The following is a 23,327-nucleotide window of genomic DNA, read 5'->3' as shown; positions in this document are numbered from 1 at the left end:
GGCGTGTCCCTCAGTACGTGTTGTGCGCGGCGAAGTGGTAGAGGCGGCGCGCGGAGCCGTAGCGGCGGAACTCGCCCGCGTCGTGGGCGAACCCGGCGGCGGCGAGCAGCTCGGCGAGCTCGGCGCGGTGCTCGTCGCGCATCGGTTTCTCGACGCAGTCGGCGCCGAGGCCCGCGACCTCGCCCCGGACGTAGAGGCGCGCCTCGTAGATCGAGTCGCCGAGCCCGTCGCCCGCGTCGCCGCAGACCACGATCCGCCCCGCCTGCGCCATGAACGCGCTCATCGGGCCGACGTCGCCGCCGACGACGATGTCTGCCCCCTTGAGCGAGATCCCGCACCGCATCGACGCCGACCCCTCGATGACGAGCAGGCCGCCGTGGGCGGTGGCGCCCGCCGACTGGGAGGCGTCGCCGGTGACCCGCACGGTGCCGGACATCATGTTCTCCGCGACGCCGGTGCCGACGTTGCCGTGCACGGTGATCGTGGCGCCGTCGTTCATGCCGGCGCAGTAGTAGCCGGCGTGCCCGCGGACGTCGACGGTGATCTCGGTGTCGATGCCGACGGCGATGGCGTGCGCCCCGTCCGGGTGCAGCACCTCGTAGGCCTTCGCCGCGGGCGCGTGCAGCTCGGCGTTGAGGGCGCGCACCGGCGTGGTGGCGAGGTCGAGCCGCACCACGTCCGTGCTCAGCGCGTCCATGCGTACACCCTTTCCGGCTCGGGCTCGTAGATGCGGGCGCCCTCGATGCCCGGCAGGTCGGCGAGCGCCCGGAACTCCGACGCCATCGCCACCCAGGCCGCGGTCTCGGCGATGATCGCCGGCTTGCACGCGATCGCGTCCCGGACGACGGCGAACCCGTCCGCGCTGGTGACGAGCAGCGTGTAGAAGCCGTCGAACCGCTCGCAGAGCAGCCGCAGCGCCTTGTCCAGGTCGGCGCCCTCGGCGAGCCTGGCCGCGACGAAGCGGGCGCCGACCTCGGAGTCGTTGTCGGAGTCGAACCGCACCCCGTCGAACTCCAGCTCGCGGCGGATCGTGGCGTGGTTGGCGAACGACCCGTTGTGCACCAGGCACTGGTCCGGGCCGACCGAGAACGGGTGGCAGCCTCGCGGGGTGACCGCCGACTCGGTGGCCATGCGGGTGTGCGCGAGGCCCTGCCAGCCCCGGGCGTTCGCGAGGTCGTAGGTGGCGGCGAGCTCCCGCGGGTTCCCGGTGCCCTTGTAGACGGTGAGCTCGGTGCCCGAGCCGACGACCGCGGCGCCGGGGGCGGCCGCCCGCACCGCGTCGACGAGGACGTCGGGCGCGACCGGTGCGGCCAGCACCGTGGTGTCGCCCGCCTCGGTGACCAGGACCCGCGGCGCGCCGGGGAGCGCCGCGCCCACCGCGGCCCCGACGTCGTGCGCGGCGCCGGGCGGCAGCAGCACCGACACCGCGGCGTGGCCCTCGGGGCAGCGGCGGCGGTCGCCGTACACCGCGACGCCCGCGGAGTCGGGGCCGCGCTCGACGACCTGGCAGAGCATGGTTTCCAGCAACCTGCCGAGCTGCGGGTGCAGCGCGGGGTCGCGCAGGTGGAGTCCGACGATCCCGCACACGCGCGGCGTCTCCTTCCGGTGTCAGAAAGCGGTGAGATAGCGGTCGTGCTCCCACGAGCCGACCGTGGAGTGCCACTCGAAGAACTCCGCGCGCTTGATCGCGGCGAAGTACTCCGCCACCCCCGGCCCGACGGCGTCGAGGGCCGACGTGATCACCGGGTCGGCGCCGAGCGCGTCCACCGCGTGCAGCAGCGTCGGGGGCAGCTCGGGCCGGGCGAGCGCGTCCGGGCCGGTGCCCGGCGGGCCCGGGTCGACCTCCCGGTCGATGCCGTCGAGGCCGGCGGCGAGCGTGGCGGCGAGCGCCAGGTACGGGTTGGCCGACCCGTCCGCGCCGCGCAGCTCGACCCGGTCGCCGTCGGGGATGCGGACGAAGTGGGTGCGGTCGTTGCCGCCGTAGCTCGCCTGCCGCGGCGACCACGTGGCCCCGGACCGCGTGGAGGTCGCTCCGGTGCGCTTGTAGGAGTTGACGGTGGGGGCGAGCACGGCCTGCAGCGCGGGGGCGTGGTCGAGGATCCCGCCGAGGAAGCGGTGGGCGAGCTCGGACAGCCCGAAGCTCGAGTCGCCGGGGAACAGCGGGGTGCCGTCGCGCCACAGCGACAGGTGCAGGTGCATGCCCGAGCCGGTGCGGTCGGGGAACGGCTTCGGCATGAACGTGGCGGTCATGCCGCGCCGCTCGGCCAGCACCGAGATCAGGTAGCGGGCGGTGATCACCCGGTCGGCGGTGGTGAGGGCGTCGGCGTAGGTGAAGTTCTGCTCGAACTGGCCGTTGGCGTCCTCGTGGTCGTTGGCGTAGTTGCCCCAGCCCAGCGCGTTCATCGCCGCCGACACCCCGGTGAGGTGGTCGTACATCCGGGTGAGCCCGCGGGCGTCGTAGCAGGGCTGGGCCTGCACGTCCTTGCCGTCGGCCGGGCTGATGGTGCCGTCGGGGTTGCGGGTGACGAGGAAGTACTCGACCTCTGCGCCCGCGAACAGCTCCAGCTGCTTCGCCGCGGCGGTGGCCAGCACGTTCTTGAGGATCACCCGGGGCGCGAACCGCCAGGGCTCGCCCTCGACGTACGGGTCGCAGTGCACCAGCGCGAGCCCCTCGCGCACCCACGGCAGCGGCGTGTAGCTCGCGAGGTCCGGGATCGCGATCAGGTCGGGGTCGCTGGGCTGCTGGCCGATCGCGCCGACCGCGTAGCCGGCGAACCCGACGCCGTCGTTCTGCAGCTCCTCGGCCGCTTCGACGGGAACGAGCTTCGCGCACGGTTTGCCGGCGAGGTCGACGAACAGCGCCATCAGGAAACGGACGCCGTCGGCGTGCGCGCGGGCGGCCAGGTCGGGCTCGGCCGCAGGCGCCGCTGGGGGCGGGGACAGGGTCGAGAGCGCTTCAGCCACGCGAGCCTCCTCGAGGAATAAGCGTATGAGACCAAGTCTCTTCACGAGAAACTCGGGCGGGTGAGGAGGGTGTAACGGCCCGTTACCGGTCGGTGAACTGTGCGCCGGGCGTCAGGCTCGGCGCCGCGGGGTGATCCGGGCGTTGGGCAGCGGGGGCGCGGGCAGCCGCTGCACGGCCCCCGAGTAGCCCTCGACGCGGCCGAACTGGTCGGACCCGCGCTCCCACGCCTCCCGGAACGCGACGACCTCCTCGTGGCTGCGTGCCACGAAGTTCCACCACATCACGATGTCCTCGGCGAACGGGAGGCCGCCCAGGACCAGCACCCGCGCCGGCGCGTCGGTCGGGTTGGACAGGTCGAGCGCCTCCGCTCCGGGGGCGAGGTAGCCGAGCTCGGCCCGGGCGAGCCGGGTGCCGGCGAGGTCCACCGCGTCGGTGTCGACGAGGACGCCGTGCTCGTGGGTCGGGTCGACCGCCAGCGCGAGCCGGGCCCCGGGCGCGAGGACGAGCTCGGCGCCCACGAGCGGGGTGGCGGTCGGGACGGGCGAGGTCGCGCCGGCCAGGCTGCCGAGGAACACCCGTGCGGTCGCGCCGGGAAGGTCGACCGGCGGGGGGATGTGGTGGTGGAAGGCACGCGGCGCGTGCCGGTGCGCGTCGGGCAGGGCGATCCACAGCTGCACGCCGTGCAGCACGGGGGCGGCGCCCGCGGTGGACACCTCGGAGTGGCAGATCCCGTGCCCGCCGGTCATCAGGTTCAGCTCGCCCGGCCGCACGAACGCGTGCGTGCCGAGGCTGTCGCGGTGCTCGACCTCGCCCGCGAACAGCCAGGTCGCGGTCTGCAGGCCGGTGTGCGGGTGCGGCGGGACGTCCATCGCGCCCGGTCCGCGGACCTCGTCGGGGCCGTAGTGGTCGGCGAAGCACCACGCGCCGACCAGCGAGCGCTTGCGCTGGGGGAGGGTGCGCCGGACCGTCATCGCCCGCGGGCCGCCGAGCGGCACCTCGCGCGCCCCGAGCACCTCGACGGCGCCGGTGCCGGGGGCGCCGCCGGGGCAGGTGAGCTCGACGGGGCGGGTCTCGGTGTTGCTCATCGGCCGGCTCCGTCCCGCCCCGCGTCCAGCGCGGCCTGCAGCGCCTGGCCGGTCCGGTACAGCTCGACCAGCAGCGGGCGCAGCAGCGCGCCCGCGGGTGTGAGCGCGTAGGTGGTCCGCTGCGGGAAGCCGGGGTGCACGCGGCGCTCGACGAGGCCGCGGTCCTGCAGGTCGCGCAGCCGGTCGGCGAGGACCTTGTCGCTCAGCGTCGGCAGCGCGGCGCGGATCTCGCCGTACGAGCGGGGACCCGCCATGAGGTCGCGCAGCAGCAGCGTGGCCCACCGGCCGGCGACCGCGGCGAGCGCGACCTCCACCGGGCACGTCGGCTCCGGCCGCTGCGTGCGCCCCGCCGGGTCGGGGACGAGCTCGGGGTCCCACCGATCGGCGCTCACCGTTTGGTGAGCCTCGATCGCGCCGGTTTCGCTGTCCGCATGAGCGAGATCGCCACGTGTCACGCGACCAGCATGGACCTCACCCGCGACCCGGCACACCACCCCTCCGTGTTCGCCGCCGCCTTCAACAGCGGCGACCCGGCGGCGGTGGAGCGGGTCTACGAGCCGGGCGGGCTGCTCGTGCCCGTCCCGGGGCAGCCGGTCACCGGCGAGGAGCGGATGCGAGCCAACGCCCGCATCCAGGCCCTCGGCGCGCCGATCGAGGTCCGGCCCCGCCACGTCTACGTCGCCGACGACATCGCGCTGCTGATCGTCGACTGGACGATCCACGGCCCCGGCGCCGACGGCGGCACCGTGCACGTCGAGGGCACCGCGACCGACGTCGCCCGCCGCGGCGCGGACGGCCGCTGGCGCTACGTCATCGACAACCCGTTCGGCGTTGCCGCCGGCCCCCGGTAGCCGCGCGCCCACCCCGTTCCGACCGACGGCGCGTTCGTCGCAACCCATCCGACGAACGCGCCGTTCGTCGGATTCGTGCGCGCGTCAGGCGCCGCGGACGAGGTCCATGACGGGGGCGATCTCGCCGCGCTCCGGCCAGGCGAGCACGGCGTCGGAGACCGCGCGCACCGCGTCCGAGCCGAGCACCGGCTCGGCGTTCAGCCGGAACTTCGCGGCGTGCTCCTCGGGCGTGAGCGGCCGCCCCGGCCCGCCGCGGTTGGCGTCGACGCGCACCTCGAGGCGCCGGCCGTCGGTGAGGCGCACGCGCAGCACGGCCGGGAACTGCTCGGGGAAGATCTCCTCGCAGCGGACGTCGGCGACGCAGGTGACCTTCGCGGCGAGGGCGAGCCGGTCGGGGTCGGCGGCGGCCTCGTCGGTGAAGTCGGCGTGGCCGAGGCCGAGGCCGTGCTCGGGCCCGTCGCCGGCGAGCAGCGCGGCCGCCACCGTGTACGGCCCGCTGAACGCGGCGTGGTAGCCGGACCGGGGGCGGGCCTTCTCCTCGGGCGGCTGGGCGATCGTGCGCAGCACCGGGCCGGGCACGCCCAGCTCGATCTCGGCGATCCGCGCCGGGTCGACCCCGCGGGCCCGCAGCTCGAGCGCGGCGTCGATCCCGGCGTGGGTGAAGTGGTTGCACGGGTAGGGCTTGAAGAAGATCCCCGGCAGCTCCCAGTGCTCGCCGAGACCGGCCACCACCGCGTCGACGTCGGCGTGCTCGCCGCAGAACGCCTGCAGGAACCCGAACCTGCCCTCCACCACCGTGGGCGGGCCGGTGAGGCCGTGCCGGGCGAGGTCGGCGGCCACGACGCCCGCGTGCGCGGCCCAGCCGCAGTGGACCCGCTTGACGGTGCCGCCGGTGCGGTTGGCCTCGAGCAGCCCCGACCCCATGCTGGCCGCGATCGCGGCGGCGTGCGCGATGCCGTCGGCGTCGAGCCCGCGGACCACGGCCGCCGCGACGGCGGCGCCGACGGCCCCGCAGATCGAGGTGGCGTGCTGGCCGCGCTCGAAGAACACGGAGTTGCCCAGCGCGCGGTCGTAGCCGCCCATGCCCAGCCGGACCGCGACCTCGACGCCCACGCCGGCGGCGTCGAGCAGCGCCGGGGCGGGCGCGCCGGTCGCCTCCGCGACGGCCAGCGCCGCGGGCACGACCGGCGAGGACGGGTGCAGCACCGACGGCAGGTGCGTGTCGTCGAAGTCGAGGCTGTGCGCGAGCGTGCCGCCCAGCAGCGCGGCCGAGGGCGCGGGCAGGCGCAGGCCGGTGCCGATCGCGGTCGCGTCGGCCGGTCCGCCCCACTCGCGCACGACCGCGGCGACGGTGCCCGCCGTCGGCTGCCGGGTGGCGGCCAGGCTGTTGCCGAGCACGTCGAGCACGCGCCGCGCGACGTCCGCGCGCAGGTGCGGCGGGAGGCCCCGCCTGCGGACGTCGTCGGCGAGCCGGGCGATGCGCCCGACGACGGTCTCGGTCCGGGTCACGTCGGAGTGGGTCACGGCCCCGGTCACGCCGCCACCGCAGCGAATGGCCGCACCGGCGACCCCGTGCCGCCGACGATCCGCAGCGGGGCCATGACGAACACGAACTCGGTGAGCCCCTCGGCGGCCGCGTGCTCGAGGTTGAGGTGCTCGATGATGTGGATCCCCGACTCGACGAGCAGCACGCGGTGCACCGGCAGCACGCTGTGGCCTGCGCCGGGCTGGATCTGCTCGTACGCGGTGGTGTCCGCGCCGGTGGCCACGGCGCCCGCCTCGGCGATCCAGGACGCGGCCTCCGGCGTCGGGCCCGGCGCGCCGTCGCGTTGCCCGAGGTAGGTGTCGGGGTCGGTGTCGAAGTAGCGGGCCCACCCGGTGCGGACCAGCACGACGTCGCCGCGCCGCGGCTGCACGCCCGCCCGGTCCGCCGCGTCCTGCAGGTCGAGCGCGGTCACGCCGTAGCCCGCGGGCAGCACGTCCACCCCGCGGGTGGCAGCGACGTCGAGCAGCACGCCGCGGGTGAGCAGCGCCGGGGTGTGCTCGGCGCCCAGCTGGGAGAACTTCCCGCCCTTCTGGGCCTCGGCCGCGTCCACCCCGCCGTGCAGGCGCCCGCCGTGGCTGACGTGGGACAGCGCGTCGACGTGGGTGCCGACGTGCCCGCCGGTCACGATGATCTCGTTGGCCGCCGACCCGCCGTCGGGGCGCACCACGTCGCCGTGGCGGCGGGCGAGGTTCATCCGGAACCCGGGGTGGTTGGGGGAGCAGGGCATCCCGGTGAAGTGGGGTTGGCCGAGCTCGACGAGCCGCACACCGGCGCGGACCGCCGCCAGCAGCGGATCCGTGCCGGCGCTCGCGACCGTCGGGGACTGCGCACTCATCGATCTCCTCCTCTGGGGACGGAAGCTGCGAGGCCGAGCACGACGCGCGCCCGCTCGACCACCGCCGGGTCGACGAACCGGCCGTCCTCGTCGAGGACGGCGACCTCGCCCCGGGACCGCGCCCGTTCCGCCGTGCGGACGACGGCGGCGGCCCGGCGGATCTCCTCGGCGGACGGCGTGAAGACGTCGTTCACGACCGGGACCTGCCGCGGGTGCACGACCGAGCGCCCGAGGAAGCCGGTGGCCCGACCGCGTTCGCTGCTCGCGCGCAACCCGTCGAGGTCGGCGACGTCGGTGTAGACGCTCTGCACGGGGGAGGGCAGGCCGGCCGCGCGGGCGGCGACGACGACGTGGCCACGGGCCCAGTCGAGCCCCGCGTCGGAGGTGAGCCGCAGGTCGGCCACGAGGTCGGCCTCGCCGAGCCCGAGCCCCGCCACGAGCGGGTGCGCGGAGGCGAGTTCGACGGCGCGGGCGAGCCCGGCGGCGGTCTCGATCAACAGCTGGAGCGGGAGCCGGGTGCGGTCGGCGACCTCCCGGACGACCGCGGGGTCGGCGGCGCGGGGGAGCCGCAGCCCGGCGACGCCGGATCCGGTGACCGCGTCGAGGTCGGCCTCCCCCCACGGGCCCGCGGGGTCGTTGACGCGTACCCACACCGGTGGGCCGCCCGCCTCCGCCGCGGCCGCGACGGCGGCGGCGACGCCCGCGCGGGCGTCGGCCTTCCGGTCGGGCGGGACGGCGTCCTCCAGGTCGACGACGACGGCGTCGGCGCCCGCGCGGAGCGCCTTCTGCACCCGGTCGCCGCGGTGGCCGGGCACGTAGAGCCACGAGCGGGCTGTGGTGGTCTCGGGGCCGGTCACGCCGACTCCCGCTCGTCCCCGGTGGGCAGCCCGCCGCGCCACCCGAGCGCGCGGGAGATGCGGTCGGCGGCCTCGGCGAGCAGCGGGACGAACCGCTCGCGCGCCGCATCGTCGACCCGGTCGGCCGGCCCGCACACCGAGATCGCGCCGACCGCGGTGCCGTCGAACCCGAACACCGGCGCGGCGACCGACGCGGCGCCGCTCTGCCGCTCCCCGACCGAGTGGGCGTAGCCGAGCCTGCGGACCTCGGCGATCCGGGCGCGCAGGACCTCCGCGTCGGTGACGGTCCGGTCGGTCAGCGCGGAGAGCTCGCCGGTGAGGATCGCCTCCTGCTCGTGCGGCGGGAGGAACGCGAGGATGCACAGGCTGGAGCTCGCGGCGTGCAGCGGGAAGCGCCGCCCGACCTCGACGGTCATCTTGATCTCCTGCGGGCTCTCCACCTGGTCGAGGTAGACGCGCCCGCCGGGCACCCGGGCCGAGAGCGTCGTGGTCTCGTTCGTGGCGCGCTGCAGCTCGTGCAGCACCGGCATCGCGACGGTGCGCAGCTTCGAGTCGCGCAGCGCCCTGGCCCCGAGCGCGGCAGAGGCGGGGCCGAGCCGGTAGCCGCGGGAGGCGGGGTCGGCGGCCAGCAGGTTCCGGTCGGTGAGCGTCCGCAGGATCCGGTGGACGACGGCCTTGGACAGCCCGAGCTGGCGCGCGATCGCCGAGACCCCGAGCGACTCGGGGCCGTCGGTGAACAGGAGCAGGACGTCGGCGACGCGGGCCGCCGCCTCCGTGCCGTTGATGTCCGCCAACGCCGCCGTCCTTCCCGCTCGAGATGGGTTCGCTTCTGGCGTTCCCGTCAGCGGAACGCATACTCATCCAGGATCCGTGATCGGTCAAGTCCGAGATCGCGCACGTCACTCCGCTTACCGGCCCGTAACGTGCGTGGCTATTGACCACGCTCCCGGTCGAGTGCCAGCATCCTCCGCAATTCAATGTTCCGGCAGCCGGAACAAGAGCCCCAGCGGGCAGGAGCAGACATGAGGAAGACCTGGATCGCCGCCGTGGCGTGCGCCCTCTCTCTCGGCCTGGCGGCCTGCGGCGGATCGGCGCCCAGCGGTGCCGCCGACGACGCGCCCGCGGGCGGCGTCGGCCCGGACGGCACGATCAAGATCGGTTCACTGCACCCGCTGAGCGGGGCGGCCGCCGCGGACGGCCAGCAGATGGACAACGGCGCCCGCCTGGCCGTCGAGGCGATCAACGAGGCGGGCGGGATCAAGTCCCTCGGCGGGGCGAAGCTCGAGCTGCTCAGCGCCGACACCCAGGGCAAGCCCGAGGTCGGCCAGAGCGAGGCGCAGCGGCTGGTGCAGGAGGGCGCGGTCGGCCTCGTCGGCACCTACCAGAGCGCGGTCACCGCGAACGTCTCGGCGGTGGCCGAGCGCAACCGGGTGCCGCTCGTCATCGACGTCTCGACCGCCGACTCGATCCTCCAGCAGGGCTACCAGTACACCTTCCGCGTCCAGCCCAGCTCGACCGTGCTCGGCGCCAAGGGCGCGCAGTACCTGAACGAGGTCGCCACGGCGGGCGGCGCCCCGGTGCGCAGCGTCGCGATCCTGCACGAGCAGGGCCCCTTCGGCTCGGCCATCCGCGACTCGTTCACCGCGGAGGCGGAGCGGCTCGGCATCGCCGTCGGCCCGGTCATCGCCTACGACGCGGCGAGCGTGCCCGACCTCACCACGCAGATGACGCAGGTCAAGGCCGCCGGCGTGGACGTGCTGGTGGTCACCGGCTACTACCGCGACGGCGTGCTCGCCGCCCAGGCCGTGCAGACCGTGCAGCCCGGGGTGGCCGCCGTCTACGGCGTCGCCAACGGCGCGTTCGACCTGCCCCAGTTCCCGGCCGAGGTCGGGCAGGCGGGCGAGGGCTTCTTCGACGCCAATTACCACGCCGACATGACCAAGCCCGAGACCCAGGAGCTGGCGCGGAGGTTCCAGGAGCGCTTCGGCGACCCGATCCGCACCGGCGCCGTGCTCGCCTACGACGCGGTGCGCGTGATCGCGCACGGCCTGGAGACCGCCGGCTCGGCCGATCCGGAGAAGGTCCGCGACGCGATCGCGGGCGCCGAACTCGACACGCTGCTCGCGAGCGGCGGACCGATCGCGTTCGACGAGCGCGGCGAGAACAAGAACGCGATCCCGATCCTCATGCAGGTGCAGGGCGGCGCCGTCCGCCAGGTCCACCCCGGCGAGTTCGCCGAGGCCGAGCCGATCTACCCCGCCCAGCCGGAGCTCGCCACCCGATGAGCCGTCCAGCCGAGGACGTCGCCGCGCCGGACGACGCCGCCGCGACCCCGACCACCGCAGGCGCGGCGCGCGTGCCGTGGGCGCGGGCCACGGCGGTGGTCGGCGTCCTCGTCGTCGCCGTCGCGCTCGCCTACCTGCAGTCCGGCAGCGGCATCGTCGTCTCGCAGGCCGTCGTCACCGGGATCCTCGTCGGCGGGGTCTACGGGCTCGTCGCGATGGGCCTCACGCTGATCTTCGGCGTGCTCGACATCGTCAACTTCGCCCACGGGGCGTTCCTCGCGCTCGCCCTGTTCGGCACGTACTGGCTCGTCACCGCGCTCGGGCTGCACCCGCTCGTGGCGCTGGCCGGGAACATCGTCGCGATGTTCGTACTGGGCGCGCTCGTCCAGCGCGGCGTGCTGGCCGGCGCGATGGACCGGCCCCTGGAGAACCAGCTGCTCATCACGCTCGGCCTGGCGATGATCATCGAGAACGGGCTGCTGCTGTTCTTCGGCGCCGACCCCCGCTCGGTCGCGCTGCCCGGCGACCGCGGGGTGGCGATCCTCGGCGCGGTCGCCGACCTGTCGCGCATCCTCGCGTTCGCCGGGGCGCTCGTGCTGGCCGGGGCGCTGTTCCTGCTGCTGCAGCGCACCAGGCTGGGCACGGCGATCCGGGCGGTGGCCGCGAGCAGCACCGGCGCCGAGCTCGTCGGGATCGACACCCGCCGGATCTACGTGCTCACGTTCGCGATCGGCACCGCGTGCGCGGGCGCGGCAGGCACACTGCTCGCCCCACTGGTGACGATCGAGCCGACCACCGGCGCCCAGTTCACGATCATCGCCTTCGTCGTGGTGGTGCTCGGCGGCATGGGCAACGTCGTCGGGGCCCTGGTCAGCGGGCTCGTCATCGGCCTCGCCGAGCAGCTCGGCGGCCTGCTGCTGCCCGGGCAGAGCCCGCTGCTCGCGGTGTTCATCGTGTTCGTGCTCGTGCTCTTCCTGCGCCCGCAGGGCCTGTTCGGGAGGTCGGGATGAGCGCCCCCGCCGACGCCACGGCCGCCGCCTCGGCGGCCGCCCGCTCCGACGCGTTGCCCCGCCAGCCGTGGAACCGCCCCCTGGCGGTCGTCGCGGTGCTCACGGTGCTGCTCGTGCCGCTGCCGCTCGTGCTGCCGGGCGCGCAGGAGGCCGTCGCCGTCCGCGTGCTGATCTTCGCGCTGCTGTCCATCGGCTGGAACGTCATGAGCGGCTTCGGCGGCATGTTCAGCTTCGGCCACGCCGCCTACTTCGGGCTCGGCGCCTACACCACGGCCTGGCTGCTGGTCGAGCGCGGCGTCTCGCCGTGGATCGGGATGGCGGCCGGGATGGTGATCGCCGCGGCGTTCGCCGTGGTCATCGGCTTCCTCGCGCTGCGCTACCGGCTGCGCGGCGCCTACTTCGCGCTGGCGACGTTCGCGTTCGCCGAGATGCTGCGGCTGTGGGCGATCGGAAGCGACTTCGTCAACCGGGCCGAGGGCTACCACGTCCCGCTGCTGCCGGAGAGCTCCTGGTGGTACCTGCAGTTCGAGCCGGGCTCGCCCAACTACTTCTGGATCGCCCTCGCGCTGACCGTCGCCGCGCTCGTGGTCAGCATCCTGTTCCTGCGCTCCCGGGCGGGCCAGTTCACCCTCGCCGCCCGCGACGACGCCGAGGCCGCGGCGAGCCTCGGCATCCCGGTGATGCGCTACAAGCTCACGACCATGGCGCTCGCCGGGGCCATCAGCTCCGTGGCCGGCGCCTTCTACGTGCAGTACTACCTGTTCGTCGACCCGGACCTCGCCTTCGGCTCGAGCCAGTCGATCCAGGCGATCCTGCCCGCGGTGATCGGGGGCGTCGGCACGATCTGGGGGCCGGTCATCGGGGCGGCCGTGCTCGGGCCGCTGTCCGACGTCACCGCCACGATCCTGCGGAACCCACCGCCGTTCCTGGAGTTCCTGCAGGGCCGCGGCGGCCTCGACGTGATCCTCTACGGCCTGCTGCTGATCGTGATCATCCGGCTCCTGCCGAAGGGCATCTACGGGGCGCTGCAGGAGAGGTGGTCACGCCGATGAGCCTGCTGCGGGTGGAGGGCCTCACCAAGTCGTTCAAGGGGCTGCGCGCCGTCGACGACGTCGGCTTCGAGGTCGAGGAGGGCAGCATCCTCGGCATCATCGGCCCGAACGGCGCCGGCAAGACCACCACGTTCAACCTGGTCGCGGGCGCGCTCACCCCCGACGCGGGCACCGTGCACCTCGACGGCGTCGACATCACCGGGCGCCCGCCGCACCGCGTCCTCGCCGCCGGGATGGCGCGCACGTTCCAGCTGATGCGGCCGTTCTACTCGATGAGCGTGCTGGAGAACGTCACCGTCGCCGTGCTCGCAGGCGGCGGCTCCCGGCGGTCGGCGCGCACGACCGCGGCCGAGCTGATCGAGCGGGTCGGCCTCGGCCGGTGGCGCGACGCCCCGAGCGAGGGCCTGCCGACCGCGGCGCTCAAACGCCTCGAGCTGGCCAGGGCGCTCGCGAGCCGCCCGCGGGTGCTGCTGCTCGACGAGGTGCTGGCCGGGCTGGTACCCGCCGAGCGCGAACCGGTGATGGACGTGCTCGAGGAGCTGCGCACCAACGACGGCGTCACGCTGGTGTTCGTCGAGCACATCATGGCCGCGGTCATGCGGCTGTCGGACTCGGTCCTCGTGCTCGACCTCGGCCGGGTGCTGACCCAAGGCCCGCCGGAGGAGGTCACCCGCGACCCGCGGGTCATCGAGGCCTACCTCGGGGAGGAGCCCGATGCTGCACGTTGAGGGCCTCTGCGCCGGCTACCACCGCCTGCAGATCCTGCACGAGGTCGGGCTGCGGGTCGGCGCGGGCGAGATCGTCGCCGTCGTCGGCGGGAACGGCGCGGGCAAGACGACCACGCTGAAGGCGATCGCCGGCCTGCTGGCACCGACCAGCGGCACCATCACCTTCGACGGCGAGCCCGCCACCGGCGTGCGGCCCAGCGAGCTGGTGCGCCGCGGCCTCGTGCTCGTCCCGGAGGACCGGGCGCTCTTCGGTCCGCTCACCGTGGCGGAGAACCTGCGGATGGGCGGCTGGACGCGGGGGAGACAGCCCCTCGAGGAGGATCTCGAGCAGGTCTTCGAGCTGTTCCCGATCCTCGCCGAGCGCCGCAGGCAACCGGCGGAGACCCTGAGCGGCGGCCAGCAGCAGATGCTCGCGATCGGGCGCGCGATGATGGCCCGCCCCCGGCTGCTGATGCTCGACGAGCCGTCCACCGGGCTCTCGCCCAAGCTCACCTGGGCGGTGCTGGAGGCGGTGCAGCGGATCCGCGAGCGCGGCGTCGCCGTGCTGCTGGTCGAGCAGAACGCCGCGCACGCGCTCGGCATCGCCGACCGCGCCTACGTCCTGGAAAGCGGCAGCATCGTGCTCACCGGGCAGGGCCGAGAGCTGGTGCGCGACGACCGGGTGCGCGCCGCCTACCTGGGGCTGTGACCGTCATGGCCGGCCAGGACGCCGCCCGGAAGGCGATGCTGTTGCTGGGGGAGTGGGCCGCCCGGCTGCGCTGGGAGGACGTCCCGCCGCGCGTGCGCGACCGGCTCTCGCTCGTCCTCCTGGACACCCTCGGGGTCTGCCTCGCGGGCGCGCGCGAGCCGGAGCAGCAGCGGCTGGTCGAGGCGTGGCGCCCGGCGGCAGGGCCTGCGCCGCTGCTGGGCGCAGGCCGCACCGCCGCCGTCGAGGCGTCCGCGTGGCTGAACGCGACCGCCCTCGTGCGCCTGGAGCTCGACGAGGGCAACAAGTACGCGAAGGGCCACCCCGCGGCCCACGCGTTCCCCGCGGTGATCGCGCTCGCGGCCGATCTCCGCGCCCCCGGCCCCGAGACCATGACCGCGCTGCTCGCCGCGTACGAGGTGGCGAGCCGGTTCGGGCGCGCGACCCGGCTCCGCGCGGGCGCCCACCCCCACGGCAGCTGGGGCGTGGCGGGCGCCGCGGCGGGCTGCGCCCGGTTGCTCGGTCTCGGCCCGCGGCAGGTCGCGGCCGCGATCGACGCGGGCTCAGGGATGCCGATCGCAGGCCATTTTGCCAGCGCCCTCGACGGCAACCCCGTGCGCGACGCCTGGATGGGCGCGGCCAACGTGTCCGGGCTCGCCGCCGCCCGGATGGCGCAGGCGGGCACCGCCCGCACCACCGGCACGGCCGCCCATTCGCTCGGCGAGCTGCTCGGCGACTTCGACCCGGACGCGGCGGCCGCCGACCTGGGCGAGCGGTGGGACGTCGAGCTGGGCTACTTCAAGCGCCACGCCTCCTGCTCGTTCACCCACCCCGCCGCCGACGCCGTGCTCGCCCTGCCCGAGGAGATCGCGCCGGATGAGGTCGACGAGGTGCTGGTGGAGACGCACGCCCTCGCCGCGGGGCTCACCCGCACCAGGTGGGACTCCCGCCTCGGCGCGCTCTTCTCGATCCCCTTCGTCGTCGCCGCCGCGCTCGTGCACGGCCACGTCCGACCCGGCGCGTCGAGCGGCGCGGCGCTGCACGACCCGCGGGTCGCGGCGCTCGCCGCCCGCGTCGCCGTGCGCGAGGCGCCCGACCTCACCGCGCGGCTGCCCGACGAGCGCGTCACCCGCGTCACCGTCCGCCGCGCCCGCGGCGACGTGACGGTCGAGGTGCCCAACCCCGTCGGCGACAGCGCCCACCACCCGCTGGACCGCGGCGCCCTGCAGGACCTGCTCACCGACCTGCTCGGCGCCGACACCGCCGCCGAGCTGGTGCGGTGCAGCGCCGCGATCGCCACCGCCCCCGACGTCTCGACCCCGCTCCGGAGGCTCGCCGACCTGTGACCGGAGATCCAGCAGCCGTCCCGCCGTCCCCGAAGGAGCTCGCGTGCGCATCCACGCCGTGACACCCATCCACGTCGACGCGGCCGAGCTCGCCCGCCGCCAGGCGCGCTACGACGCGCTGTGCCCGCCGGGCGTGCACGTCGAGCTGCACGACATCGGCCCGGACGCACCGCGCGCCCTCGACACCGCCGAGGAGGTCCGCGCGTCCGAGCAGCTCGTCGTCGAGGCCCTCCGGGCGGCCCCCGCCGGCTACGACGCGCTGCTGCCCGACTGCGTGCTCGACCCCGGCGTCGACGAGCTGCAGGGCGAGCTGCCGGTCGTCGGCATCCTGCGCCTGGCCCTGGGGTGGCAGGTGCTGCTCGGGCGCCGCTGCGGGGCGGTGGCCCGCAACAAGGCGATCGCCGATGAGCTGGCGGCGAAGGTCGCGGCCTACGGGTGGGCCTGGTCGTTCAGCGGGGTGCGCGTGCTCGACCTCGACGTGGACGCGATCGCGGACCCGCAGCGGTGGAACGACGCCGTCGACGGCGCGCTCGGGTCGCTGGCCGGCGACGGGGCCACGGCCGTCGTCAACGGCTGCTCGGCGGTCGACGTGCCGCGCGGGTCGGCGGCCGGCGTGCGGGTCGTGGACCCGACGGCGCTCGCGCTGCGCCTGCTCGGGGCCGGGGGTGACGATGTCTGAGGCCGGGCCCGACCTCGTCGTCGCCGGCGCGGGCGGCGGGCTGGTGGCCGCCCTGCGCGCCGCCCAGCACGGCCTCGACGTGCTCGTCGTCGAGGCCGACCCGCACCACCGGCGCGGCAACAACACCTCGATGTCCACCGCGATGATCCCCGGCGTCGGCACGCGCTGGCAGCGGGCGGCGGGCGTCGAGGACTCCCCGGACCTGTTCGTCGCCGACGTGCGCCGCAAGACGAAGGGCGCCGGCGACGAGCGGTTGGCCCGGGCGCTGGCGGAGGTGAGCCCGCAGCTGCTCGAGTGGCTGGCCGACACCGGCCTCCCGCTGTCACTGGTCACCGACTTCCGCTACCCGGGCCACTCGGTCGACCGTTGCCACACCGTCGAGGGCAGGCACGGCACGGTGCTGCTCGACCACCTCGCCAAGGCCGTCTCCGCGTCGCCGCGCATCGACGTCCTGGTTCCCGCCCGGCTCGTCGACGTCCTCGCCGACGCCGACGGCGGGGTGCGCGCCGCCGTCGTCGAGACGCCGGACGGCGACCGCGAGGAGATCCCGACCCCCGCGGTGCTGCTCGCCACCAACGGCTACGGCGCCGACCCGGAGCTGGTGGCGCGGCACTGCCCGGAGATCGCGGGCGCCGTCTACCACGGTGGCGAGAACTCCCGCGGGGACGCGCTGCGCATCGGCGCCGCGCTCGGCGCCGCGACCGCCTTCCTCGACGCCTACCAGGGCCACGCGGCGCTCTCCCCGAAGTCGGCGACGCTCGTCAGCTGGGCCACCGTCATGCACGGCGGGGTGCTGCTCGACCTGAGCGGTCGCCGCTTCGGCGACGAGACCACCGGCTACTCCGAGTACGCCGCGACGCTCGCGGCCCGGCCGGGCGCCACCGGGTGGCTCGTGTTCGACCGCCGCGTCCACGACGCCTGCCTCGCGTTCACCGACTTCCGCCAGGCCGTGGACTCCGGCGCGATCGTCTGGGCCGACGATGCCGAGGCGCTCGCGAAGGCCACCGGGCTGCCGGCGGGTGAGGTCGCCGGCGAGCTCACCGTCGCCGCGGCCGTCGCCCGCGGCGAGGGCCGCGACCGGTTCGGGCGCACCGACTTCGAGGCACCGCTCGAACCGCCGTATGCCGCCGCCCGCGTCGTCCCCGCGCTGTTCCACACCCAGGGCGGGCTCGTCGTCGACGGGGCGGCCCGCGTGCTGCGGCCGGACGGCACGCCGATCCGTGGCCTGTACGCCTCCGGCGGCGCGGCCGCGGGCATCTCCGGCCACGGCGCGTCCGGCTACCTCGCCGGCAACGGGCTGCTGCCCGCGCTCGGGCTCGCCCTGCTCGCCGCCGATCACGTCTTCCACCGCACGACCGAAGAGGGACCCCGATGAACACGCTCCAGACCCTGATCAAGAACGTCACCGTGGTGCGGCCAGAGCCCGGCGCCGCGCCGGACGGGGAACGCCTGGACATCGGCATCGCGGGCGGCAAGTTCGCGCGCGTGGAGGCCGACATCCCGGCCGAGGACGCCGAGGTCGTCGTGGACGGGCGCGGTCTCGTCGCCTTCCCCGGGGTCGTCGACGCCCACCAGCACTGGGGCATCTACAACCCGCTCTCCGACGACACCGACACCGAGAGCCGCGCCAGCGCGCAGGGCGGGGTCACCACCGGGCTGACCTACATGCGCACCGGCCAGTACTACCTCAACCGGGGCGGTCCGTACGCCGAGTTCTTCCCGCAGGTGCTCGCCGCCACCGAGGGGCGCTCCTACATCGACTACGCCTTCCACCTCGCCCCGATGTCGCGCCGGCACATCGACGAGATCCCGGCGATCATCGAGGACTTCGGCGTCACCTCGTTCAAGATCTTCATGTTCTACGGCAGCCACGGGCTGCACGGGCGCTCGTCCGACCAGAGCTCGTTCCTCATGATCCCCGAGGACGAGCGTTACGACCTCGCGCACTTCGAGTTCGTCATGCGCGGCATCCAGGAGGCGCGGGAGAAGCTCACCGACGTGGCGCCGCACGTGTCGCTGTCGCTGCACTGCGAGACCGCGGAGATCATGACCGCGTACACGAAGCTCGTCGAGGAGGACCCCACGCTGCAGGGTCTCGCCGCCTACAGCGCGTCGCGCCCGCCGCACTCCGAGGGCCTCGCCGTCACGATCGCGTCGTTCCTCGCCGACGAGACCGGGCTGCCCACGATCAACCTGCTGCACCTGTCGTCCCGCAAGGCGATGCGGGCGGCCATGCTCATGGCGAAGACGTTCCCGCACGTCGACTTCCGCCGCGAGGTGACGATCGGGCACCTGCTCGCCGACGTCGACACCGCGAACGGGCTCGGCGGCAAGGTGAACCCGCCGCTGCGGCCGCGCGAGGACGTCGAGGCGCTGTGGGAGCACGTGCTCGCGGGCGACGTGAGCTGGGTCGTCTCCGACCACGCCTGCTGCAAGGACGAGATGAAGTTCGGCGACCCGCGCGAGGACGTGTTCGCCGCGAAGTCCGGCTTCGGCGGGGCGGAGTACCTGCTGCCGGGCCTGGTCAGCGAGGGCCGCAAGCGCGGGCTGTCCTACCAGCGGATCGCCCAGCTCACCTCGTGGAACCCCGCGCAGCGGTTCGGGCTGCTCGGCAAGGGCACGATCGCGCCCGGCTACGACGCGGACTTCTGCCTCGTCGACCCGTCCTCGACGTGGACCGTGCACGCGCCCGACTCGTTCTCCGCGCAGGAGTACACCCCGTTCGAGGGCTTCGAGCTGGGCGCGCGGGTCACCGACACATGGGTGCGCGGGCACCACGTGCTCGACCGCGGCACCGTCGTCGGCCAACCGCAGGGGCGGTACGTGCGCCGTCCCCAGGCCCGATGAGCGAGCCGGTGGAGGGGCCGCTCGCGGGGATCCGCGTCCTCGACGCGTCGACGATCCTCGCCGGCCCGCTCGCGGCGCAGATCCTCGGCGACTACGGGGCCGACGTCATCAAGGTCGAGCACCCGACCCGCGGCGACGGGATGCGCGGGCACGGGCTCGACAAGGACGGCGAGCCGCTGTGGTGGAAGATGGTCGGCCGCAACAAGCGCACCGTCGGGCTCTACCTCGGCGACCCCGATGGCGCGGAGGTCTTCCGCAAGCTCGCGCGCACGGCCGACGTCGTCATCGAGAACTTCCGACCCGGCACGTTCGAGCGCTGGGGCCTCGGCTACGACGTGCTGTCCGCGGACAACCCGGGGCTGATCCTGCTGCGCGTCACCGGGTTCGGGCAGCACGGCCCGTACGCGACGCGGCCCGCGTTCGGCACGCTCGTGGAGTCGATGAGCGGGTTCGCCCACCTCACCGGCCAGCCCGACGGCCCGCCCACGCTGCCCGCGTTCGGGCTCGCCGACTCCATCGCCGGCGTGGCGGGCGCAGCCGCGGTGTCGATGGCGCTCTACCGGCGGGAACGCGACGGCAAGGGCCAGGAGATCGACCTCGACCTGCTCAGCCCGATCATGACCGCGGTGGGGCCGGGGGTGATCTACGCCGACCAGCTCGGCATCGACCAGCAGCGCACGGGCAACCGCTCGAACAACAACGCCCCGCGCAACACCTACCGCACCAAGGACGGGGAGTGGGTCGCGATCTCCACGAGCGCCGACTCCATCGCCCGGCGCGTCATGCAGCTCGTCGGCCACCCCGAGGTGATCGACGAGCCGTGGTTCGCCACCGGCAGGCAGCGCGCCCAGCACGCCGACCTGCTCGACGCGTACGTGGGGGAGTGGATCGCGCAGCGGACGCGGGACGAGGTGATCGTCGCGTTCGAGGAGGCGGGCGCGGCCGTCGCCCCGATCTACCGGCCGAGCGACCTGCTCGAGGACCCCCAGGTCCGCGCGCTCGACATGATCACCACCGTCGAGGACCCGGCGCTCGGCCCGATGCGCATGCAGAACGTCCTGTGGCGGATGAGCCGCACACCCGGCCGGATCCGCTCCACCGGGCGGCCCCTCGGCGAGGACACCGACCAGGTGCTGGCCGAGATCGGCCTGTCGGTGTCGGAGGTGGCAGCGCTGCGGGAGCGCGGGGTGGTCCGCTGACTCACACCGGGGGCAGGTCGCAGGCGTGGGCGCCGCCGGGGTCGTCGAGCCACACGCGGTGCCGCCCGTCCGGCGTGACGGTGAGGCCGAGCCGATCCCAGCCGGGCCGCCCGAGCGCCTCCCAGTCGCGGTGGGTGGCCTCGAACGCAGCCCAGACGGCCGTCGGACCCTGCTCGCGGACCTCCCGCAGCCCGTCCTCGTCGGGACGCATCCGCACGGCGCACCACGACCCGTCGTCGGCGGTGACGGTAGCCCACTCCGGCCCCGCCGCGGTGAGCCCCAGGTAGCCGACCGCGAAGCGGCGGGGGAGCCGGTGCACCGCGAGGAACCACGGCACGAGCGCCGTCCACGGCCGCGGATCGAGGCGGGTGGCCGAGCGCCGCCCGTCCTCCGGCCGCACCGACATCCCGGGCACCACCAGCGGGGCGGCGTCGGTGTCGCGGACGGCCATGAACGCGGCCCACTTCGCGAGGAACCGGCCCTCCAGCCGGTCGGCGTGCCTGCGCAGCAGCGCGAGGTTGCCCGCGTGGGTGCTGCGCTTCACGTCGACCAGCACCAGCCCGCCCTCGGTGAGCTGCTCCGCCCACGCCCACGGGACGGAGGGCACCGACACCGTCGCGATGATCCGGTCGTACGGGGCGTGCTCCGGCAGGCCACCGGCGCCGTGCACCGCCGCGAGGGTCGGGGCGTGGCCGAGCCCGGCGAGCCGCTCGCGGGCCGCCGCGACGAGGTCGGCGCTGATGTCGACGGAGAACACGCGGTCGCCACCGAGCCGGTGCGAAAGCAGCGCGGCGTTGTAGCCGGTACCGGTGCCGATCTCCAGCACCTTCATGCCGTCGCGCACGTCCAGCGCGGTGAGCATCCGCGCCATGAGCGCCGGCTTCGAGCTGCTGGACACCGCGACGCGGGAGCCGCCCTCGATCTCGGCGAGCGCCGTCGTCAACGGCTCATCGGCGTACACCGCGGGCAGCCAGCCGTCGTCGCCGGCGGTGGTCTCCGCCCACTCCCCGTCCGCCCGCTGGCGGTAGAAGCGCGGCACGAACACGTGCCGGGGCACCGACTCGAACGCCGCCCGCCACGCGGGGTCGTCGAGCACGCCGGCCTGCGCGAGGTGTTCCGCGAGTCGCCGGGTGTGCGGCTGCCACCAGGTGTCGATGGCGGTGAGGCTAGTGGTGCCGCGTCACGATCTTGCGGCGCGGCCCGAAGCGGTGCCACAACGTGATCGGGAGCCACACGAGCAGCCCCCACACCCCGCCGGTGATGATCGTCAGGAACAGGTGCAGCCCGTGCGAGGTGCGCTTGCGCGCCTTCGTCACGGAGACGCTCGGCCCGCGCGGTGCCTCCACCAACTGCGACACCTGCTGGGTGACGTTGACGACGACCGGCTCGCCCGGCAGGGCGTGCCGGGGCGATCGCTGGACGGGGATGGGGCGCTGCACCGGGATGGGGCGGGTGTCGTCGAGGGCCGGGTGGCGGCGCTGCGGGTGGGGAGCCGGTGGCCACTGCTGGGGAACGGTCACGTCCGCCGTGCTCGGTGGGGGCGCCGGGCCCGTTACCCGCGGCCTGCGCGAAAGGAGGGGTTCCGCGGGACTCGATCTTGGGGGAACGCCGGTCGGCGACGAGCCTGCTGCGGTGGGGTCCTACTCGTCTGCGTGTGGTCCCGATGCGCATTCAGGCACACCCCGAATCCCCTCGCCCCCTTCTGGCCGGGTTCCGCAGTGAGGATGTGGGTGGGCCCCGCAGCGGTGGGTTCTGACCCTGGGTTCCGCTGACCGTGGTGTCTTTGTTCCGATCCGTCGGACCTGGCCGCTGCGGGGTTCCACCTGGTGTTCACCGGGCGGGGTCGTGACCTGATAGGAGCCTGTGCCCTCAGGCACCCGTCACTGTGTTGTCCGTCGCCCGGCTGGTGGATGCCCGCCCTGTCGTCGCACGCGTGCTTGAAGGACGGACCTGCCCACGATGACACAGTCGCCTATCTTGCAGCGACCCCACCGGCCCGACCACCGGCCCGACCACCGGCCCGGCCACCGGCCCGGCCACCGGCCCGGACAGGTCGACCGGTCGGATCGGTGGGATCGGTGGGATCGGTGGGATCGGTGTGGTCACCCGTTGGGTGTGGTGGTGGAGGTGGTCGGTGGGGTGGACACCCACCGCGACACCCACACCGCCGCCGCGATCGACGGCCAGGGCCGGTTGTTGGGGCGCCAGCAGTTCCTAGCCACCGGCGCCGGCTACGCGGCGCTGCTGGCCTGGCTGCGCTCGTTCGGCCAGCTGACCGTGGTGGGGGTGGAGGGCACCGGTAGCTACGGGGCCGAACTCGCTTTCGCCCTGCAGCAGGCCGGGGTACGCGTGGTGGAGGTCGACCGCCCTGAGCGGGCCACCCGCCGCCGGGCCGGCAAATCCGACTCCCTCGACGCCGTGGCGGCGGCCCGGGCGGCGCTGTCCGGGCGGGCCCACGGGCAGCCGAAACAGCGGGGCGGGCCGGTGCACGCGCTGGCCGCGTTGCGGGTCGCCCGCCGCAGCGCGATCAACCAGCGCGCCGACGTGCAACGCCGCATCAAAGCGCTGATCGTCACCGCCCCGGAACCACTGCGCGCGCAGCTGCGCGGCCTGACCGACGCCGAGCTGGTCCGCACCTGCGCCACCCGCCGACCCGATCGCACCCGCGCGCATGATCCGCACACCGCCACCGTGCTCGCGCTGCGGTCGCTGGCGCGACGCCACCAGCAGCTGACCCAGGAGATCGCCGAGCTCGATGAGCTGATCGACCCGCTGGTGGCGCAGATCAACCCGATCCTGGTCAACCTGTTCGGCGTCGGCACCGACACCGCCGGACAACTCCTCGTCACCGCCGGCAACAACCCGCACCGGCTGCACTCGGAGGCGGCGTTCGCCATGCTCTGCGCCGCCGCACCACTGCCCGCCTCCTCCGGGCGGACCCGCCGCCACCGGCTCAACCGGGGAGGAGACCGGCAGGCCAACGCCGCCCTCTACCGGATCGTGCTCACCCGCATGCGCCACGACCCGGCCACCCGCGCCTACGTCAAACGCCGCACCACCGAAGGCCTCACCAAAAAAGACATCATCCGCTGCCTCAAACGCTACGTCGCCCGCGAGATCTACACCGCCCTCCAACACACCCGAACCGAACTCGACCTAGCCACTTGACGGTCCATAGGAGCATCGGAACCTGCTTTTCACGCCGCTGCGGGGATCCGCTTGGGTAGCAGGAGCAGGCCGAGGATGTAGTCGATGTCGAGGCTGTCGCCGTCCCATTTCGTCCTGATGGTGGTGTGGTTGATGTGCAGGCCTGCCCTGGTGTTCATTTCCACCAGGCTTTCTGCTTTCCCGGTGAAT

23 protein-coding genes are annotated in these 23,327 nt (G+C 74.5%); 12 read left to right on the top strand and 11 right to left on the bottom strand.

What is annotated here, in order from left to right; all coding sequences use genetic code 11:
• Positions 1 to 10 precede the first annotated feature (10 nt).
• The 5 genes from VKZ81_RS09455 to VKZ81_RS09435 form a co-directional block, all read right to left on the bottom strand.
• On the bottom strand, positions 11 to 697 hold the full coding sequence (locus VKZ81_RS09455) for a GltB/FmdC/FwdC-like GXGXG domain-containing protein (protein WP_324241083.1): 687 nt from the start codon (positions 695 to 697) through the stop codon (positions 11 to 13).
• Positions 685 to 1,587: a class II glutamine amidotransferase domain-containing protein gene (locus tag VKZ81_RS09450; protein ID WP_324241082.1), complete on the bottom strand. Its 903-nt coding sequence runs from the start codon at positions 1,585 to 1,587 to the stop codon at positions 685 to 687. The genes VKZ81_RS09455 and VKZ81_RS09450 overlap by 13 nt, the downstream gene beginning before the upstream one ends.
• 21 nt (positions 1,588 to 1,608) lie before the next feature.
• Complete coding sequence (gene glnT / locus VKZ81_RS09445; protein WP_324241081.1) at positions 1,609 to 2,964, bottom strand: type III glutamate--ammonia ligase; 1,356 nt, start codon at positions 2,962 to 2,964, stop codon at positions 1,609 to 1,611.
• A 111-nt stretch (positions 2,965 to 3,075) separates the two neighbouring features.
• On the bottom strand, positions 3,076 to 4,050 hold the full coding sequence (locus VKZ81_RS09440) for a pirin family protein (RefSeq protein WP_324241080.1): 975 nt from the start codon (positions 4,048 to 4,050) through the stop codon (positions 3,076 to 3,078).
• On the bottom strand, positions 4,047 to 4,442 hold the full coding sequence (locus tag VKZ81_RS09435; protein ID WP_324241079.1) for a winged helix-turn-helix transcriptional regulator: 396 nt from the start codon (positions 4,440 to 4,442) through the stop codon (positions 4,047 to 4,049). Before VKZ81_RS09435 ends, VKZ81_RS09440 begins: the two co-directional genes overlap by 4 nt.
• A gap of 39 nt (positions 4,443 to 4,481) precedes the next feature.
• On the opposite strand from VKZ81_RS09435, the gene VKZ81_RS09430 reads away from it, so the two are divergent.
• A complete protein-coding gene (locus VKZ81_RS09430; protein WP_324241078.1) occupies positions 4,482 to 4,901 on the top strand; it encodes a YybH family protein in 420 nt (139 codons plus the stop codon).
• Positions 4,902 to 4,985: 84 nt separating this feature from the next.
• Here VKZ81_RS09430 and VKZ81_RS09425 read toward each other — a convergent pair whose 3' ends face one another.
• Genes VKZ81_RS09425 through VKZ81_RS09410 form a run of 4 tightly spaced genes read right to left on the bottom strand, consistent with a single transcriptional unit; the run spans position 4,986 to position 8,933 of the window.
• Positions 4,986 to 6,437, bottom strand: coding sequence for an MmgE/PrpD family protein (locus VKZ81_RS09425; RefSeq protein WP_324241077.1), 1,452 nt, complete (start codon positions 6,435 to 6,437; stop codon positions 4,986 to 4,988).
• Positions 6,434 to 7,282 carry a cyclase family protein gene (locus VKZ81_RS09420; protein WP_324241076.1) on the bottom strand — a complete coding sequence of 283 codons (849 nt, stop codon included), beginning with the start codon at positions 7,280 to 7,282 and terminating at the stop codon, positions 6,434 to 6,436. The genes VKZ81_RS09425 and VKZ81_RS09420 overlap by 4 nt, the downstream gene beginning before the upstream one ends.
• Entirely contained in the window at positions 7,279 to 8,139 is an 861-nt protein-coding gene (locus tag VKZ81_RS09415; RefSeq protein ID WP_324241075.1) for an HpcH/HpaI aldolase/citrate lyase family protein, read from the bottom strand. Before VKZ81_RS09415 ends, VKZ81_RS09420 begins: the two co-directional genes overlap by 4 nt.
• Entirely contained in the window at positions 8,136 to 8,933 is a 798-nt protein-coding gene (locus tag VKZ81_RS09410) for an IclR family transcriptional regulator (protein ID WP_324241074.1), read from the bottom strand. The genes VKZ81_RS09415 and VKZ81_RS09410 overlap by 4 nt, the downstream gene beginning before the upstream one ends.
• 228 nt (positions 8,934 to 9,161) lie before the next feature.
• On the opposite strand from VKZ81_RS09410, the gene VKZ81_RS09405 reads away from it, so the two are divergent.
• The 10 genes from VKZ81_RS09405 to VKZ81_RS09360 are packed head-to-tail and all read left to right on the top strand — an operon-like array spanning position 9,162 to position 19,970.
• A complete protein-coding gene (locus VKZ81_RS09405) occupies positions 9,162 to 10,424 on the top strand; it encodes an ABC transporter substrate-binding protein (RefSeq protein WP_324241073.1) in 1,263 nt (420 codons plus the stop codon).
• Positions 10,421 to 11,434, top strand: coding sequence for a branched-chain amino acid ABC transporter permease (locus tag VKZ81_RS09400; protein ID WP_324241072.1), 1,014 nt, complete (start codon positions 10,421 to 10,423; stop codon positions 11,432 to 11,434). The genes VKZ81_RS09405 and VKZ81_RS09400 overlap by 4 nt, the downstream gene beginning before the upstream one ends.
• Positions 11,431 to 12,486, top strand: coding sequence for a branched-chain amino acid ABC transporter permease (locus VKZ81_RS09395; RefSeq protein ID WP_324241071.1), 1,056 nt, complete (start codon positions 11,431 to 11,433; stop codon positions 12,484 to 12,486). Before VKZ81_RS09400 ends, VKZ81_RS09395 begins: the two co-directional genes overlap by 4 nt.
• Positions 12,483 to 13,214 (top strand): ABC transporter ATP-binding protein, encoded by a 732-nt coding sequence (locus VKZ81_RS09390; protein WP_324241070.1) that lies wholly within the window; start codon positions 12,483 to 12,485, stop codon positions 13,212 to 13,214. Before VKZ81_RS09395 ends, VKZ81_RS09390 begins: the two co-directional genes overlap by 4 nt.
• Positions 13,201 to 13,902 carry an ABC transporter ATP-binding protein gene (locus VKZ81_RS09385; RefSeq protein ID WP_324241069.1) on the top strand — a complete coding sequence of 234 codons (702 nt, stop codon included), beginning with the start codon at positions 13,201 to 13,203 and terminating at the stop codon, positions 13,900 to 13,902. The genes VKZ81_RS09390 and VKZ81_RS09385 overlap by 14 nt, the downstream gene beginning before the upstream one ends.
• Before the next feature lie 5 nt (positions 13,903 to 13,907).
• Positions 13,908 to 15,245: an MmgE/PrpD family protein gene (locus tag VKZ81_RS09380; protein WP_324241116.1), complete on the top strand. Its 1,338-nt coding sequence runs from the start codon at positions 13,908 to 13,910 to the stop codon at positions 15,243 to 15,245.
• A 43-nt stretch (positions 15,246 to 15,288) separates the two neighbouring features.
• On the top strand, positions 15,289 to 15,924 hold the full coding sequence (locus VKZ81_RS09375) for an aspartate/glutamate racemase family protein (RefSeq protein ID WP_324241068.1): 636 nt from the start codon (positions 15,289 to 15,291) through the stop codon (positions 15,922 to 15,924).
• On the top strand, positions 15,917 to 17,299 hold the full coding sequence (locus VKZ81_RS09370) for an FAD-dependent oxidoreductase (RefSeq protein ID WP_324241067.1): 1,383 nt from the start codon (positions 15,917 to 15,919) through the stop codon (positions 17,297 to 17,299). Before VKZ81_RS09375 ends, VKZ81_RS09370 begins: the two co-directional genes overlap by 8 nt.
• Complete coding sequence (locus VKZ81_RS09365; RefSeq protein WP_324241066.1) at positions 17,296 to 18,771, top strand: dihydroorotase; 1,476 nt, start codon at positions 17,296 to 17,298, stop codon at positions 18,769 to 18,771. Before VKZ81_RS09370 ends, VKZ81_RS09365 begins: the two co-directional genes overlap by 4 nt.
• The gene (locus tag VKZ81_RS09360; RefSeq protein ID WP_324241065.1) at positions 18,768 to 19,970 is read left to right on the top strand and encodes a CaiB/BaiF CoA transferase family protein; all 1,203 of its coding nucleotides are present in this window, start codon (positions 18,768 to 18,770) and stop codon (positions 19,968 to 19,970) included. The genes VKZ81_RS09365 and VKZ81_RS09360 overlap by 4 nt, the downstream gene beginning before the upstream one ends.
• A gap of 1 nt (position 19,971) precedes the next feature.
• On the opposite strand, the gene VKZ81_RS09355 is transcribed toward VKZ81_RS09360, so the two are convergent.
• Positions 19,972 to 21,126, bottom strand: coding sequence for a methyltransferase domain-containing protein (locus tag VKZ81_RS09355; RefSeq protein WP_324241115.1), 1,155 nt, complete (start codon positions 21,124 to 21,126; stop codon positions 19,972 to 19,974).
• A 10-nt stretch (positions 21,127 to 21,136) separates the two neighbouring features.
• Positions 21,137 to 21,490 (bottom strand): hypothetical protein, encoded by a 354-nt coding sequence (locus VKZ81_RS09350; protein ID WP_324241064.1) that lies wholly within the window; start codon positions 21,488 to 21,490, stop codon positions 21,137 to 21,139.
• A 589-nt stretch (positions 21,491 to 22,079) separates the two neighbouring features.
• Between VKZ81_RS09350 and VKZ81_RS09345 the strand changes: the two genes are divergently transcribed.
• Positions 22,080 to 23,138 carry an IS110 family RNA-guided transposase gene (locus VKZ81_RS09345; RefSeq protein WP_324241063.1) on the top strand — a complete coding sequence of 353 codons (1,059 nt, stop codon included), beginning with the start codon at positions 22,080 to 22,082 and terminating at the stop codon, positions 23,136 to 23,138.
• Positions 23,139 to 23,327: the final 189 nt, after the last annotated feature.

It is taken from the genome of Pseudonocardia sp. (assembly GCF_035305885.1).
GTDB lineage: Bacteria > Actinomycetota > Actinomycetes > Mycobacteriales > Pseudonocardiaceae > Pseudonocardia.
Note: the sequence above shows the minus strand (reverse complement) of the source record. Positions and strands in the feature narration are given on the sequence as shown.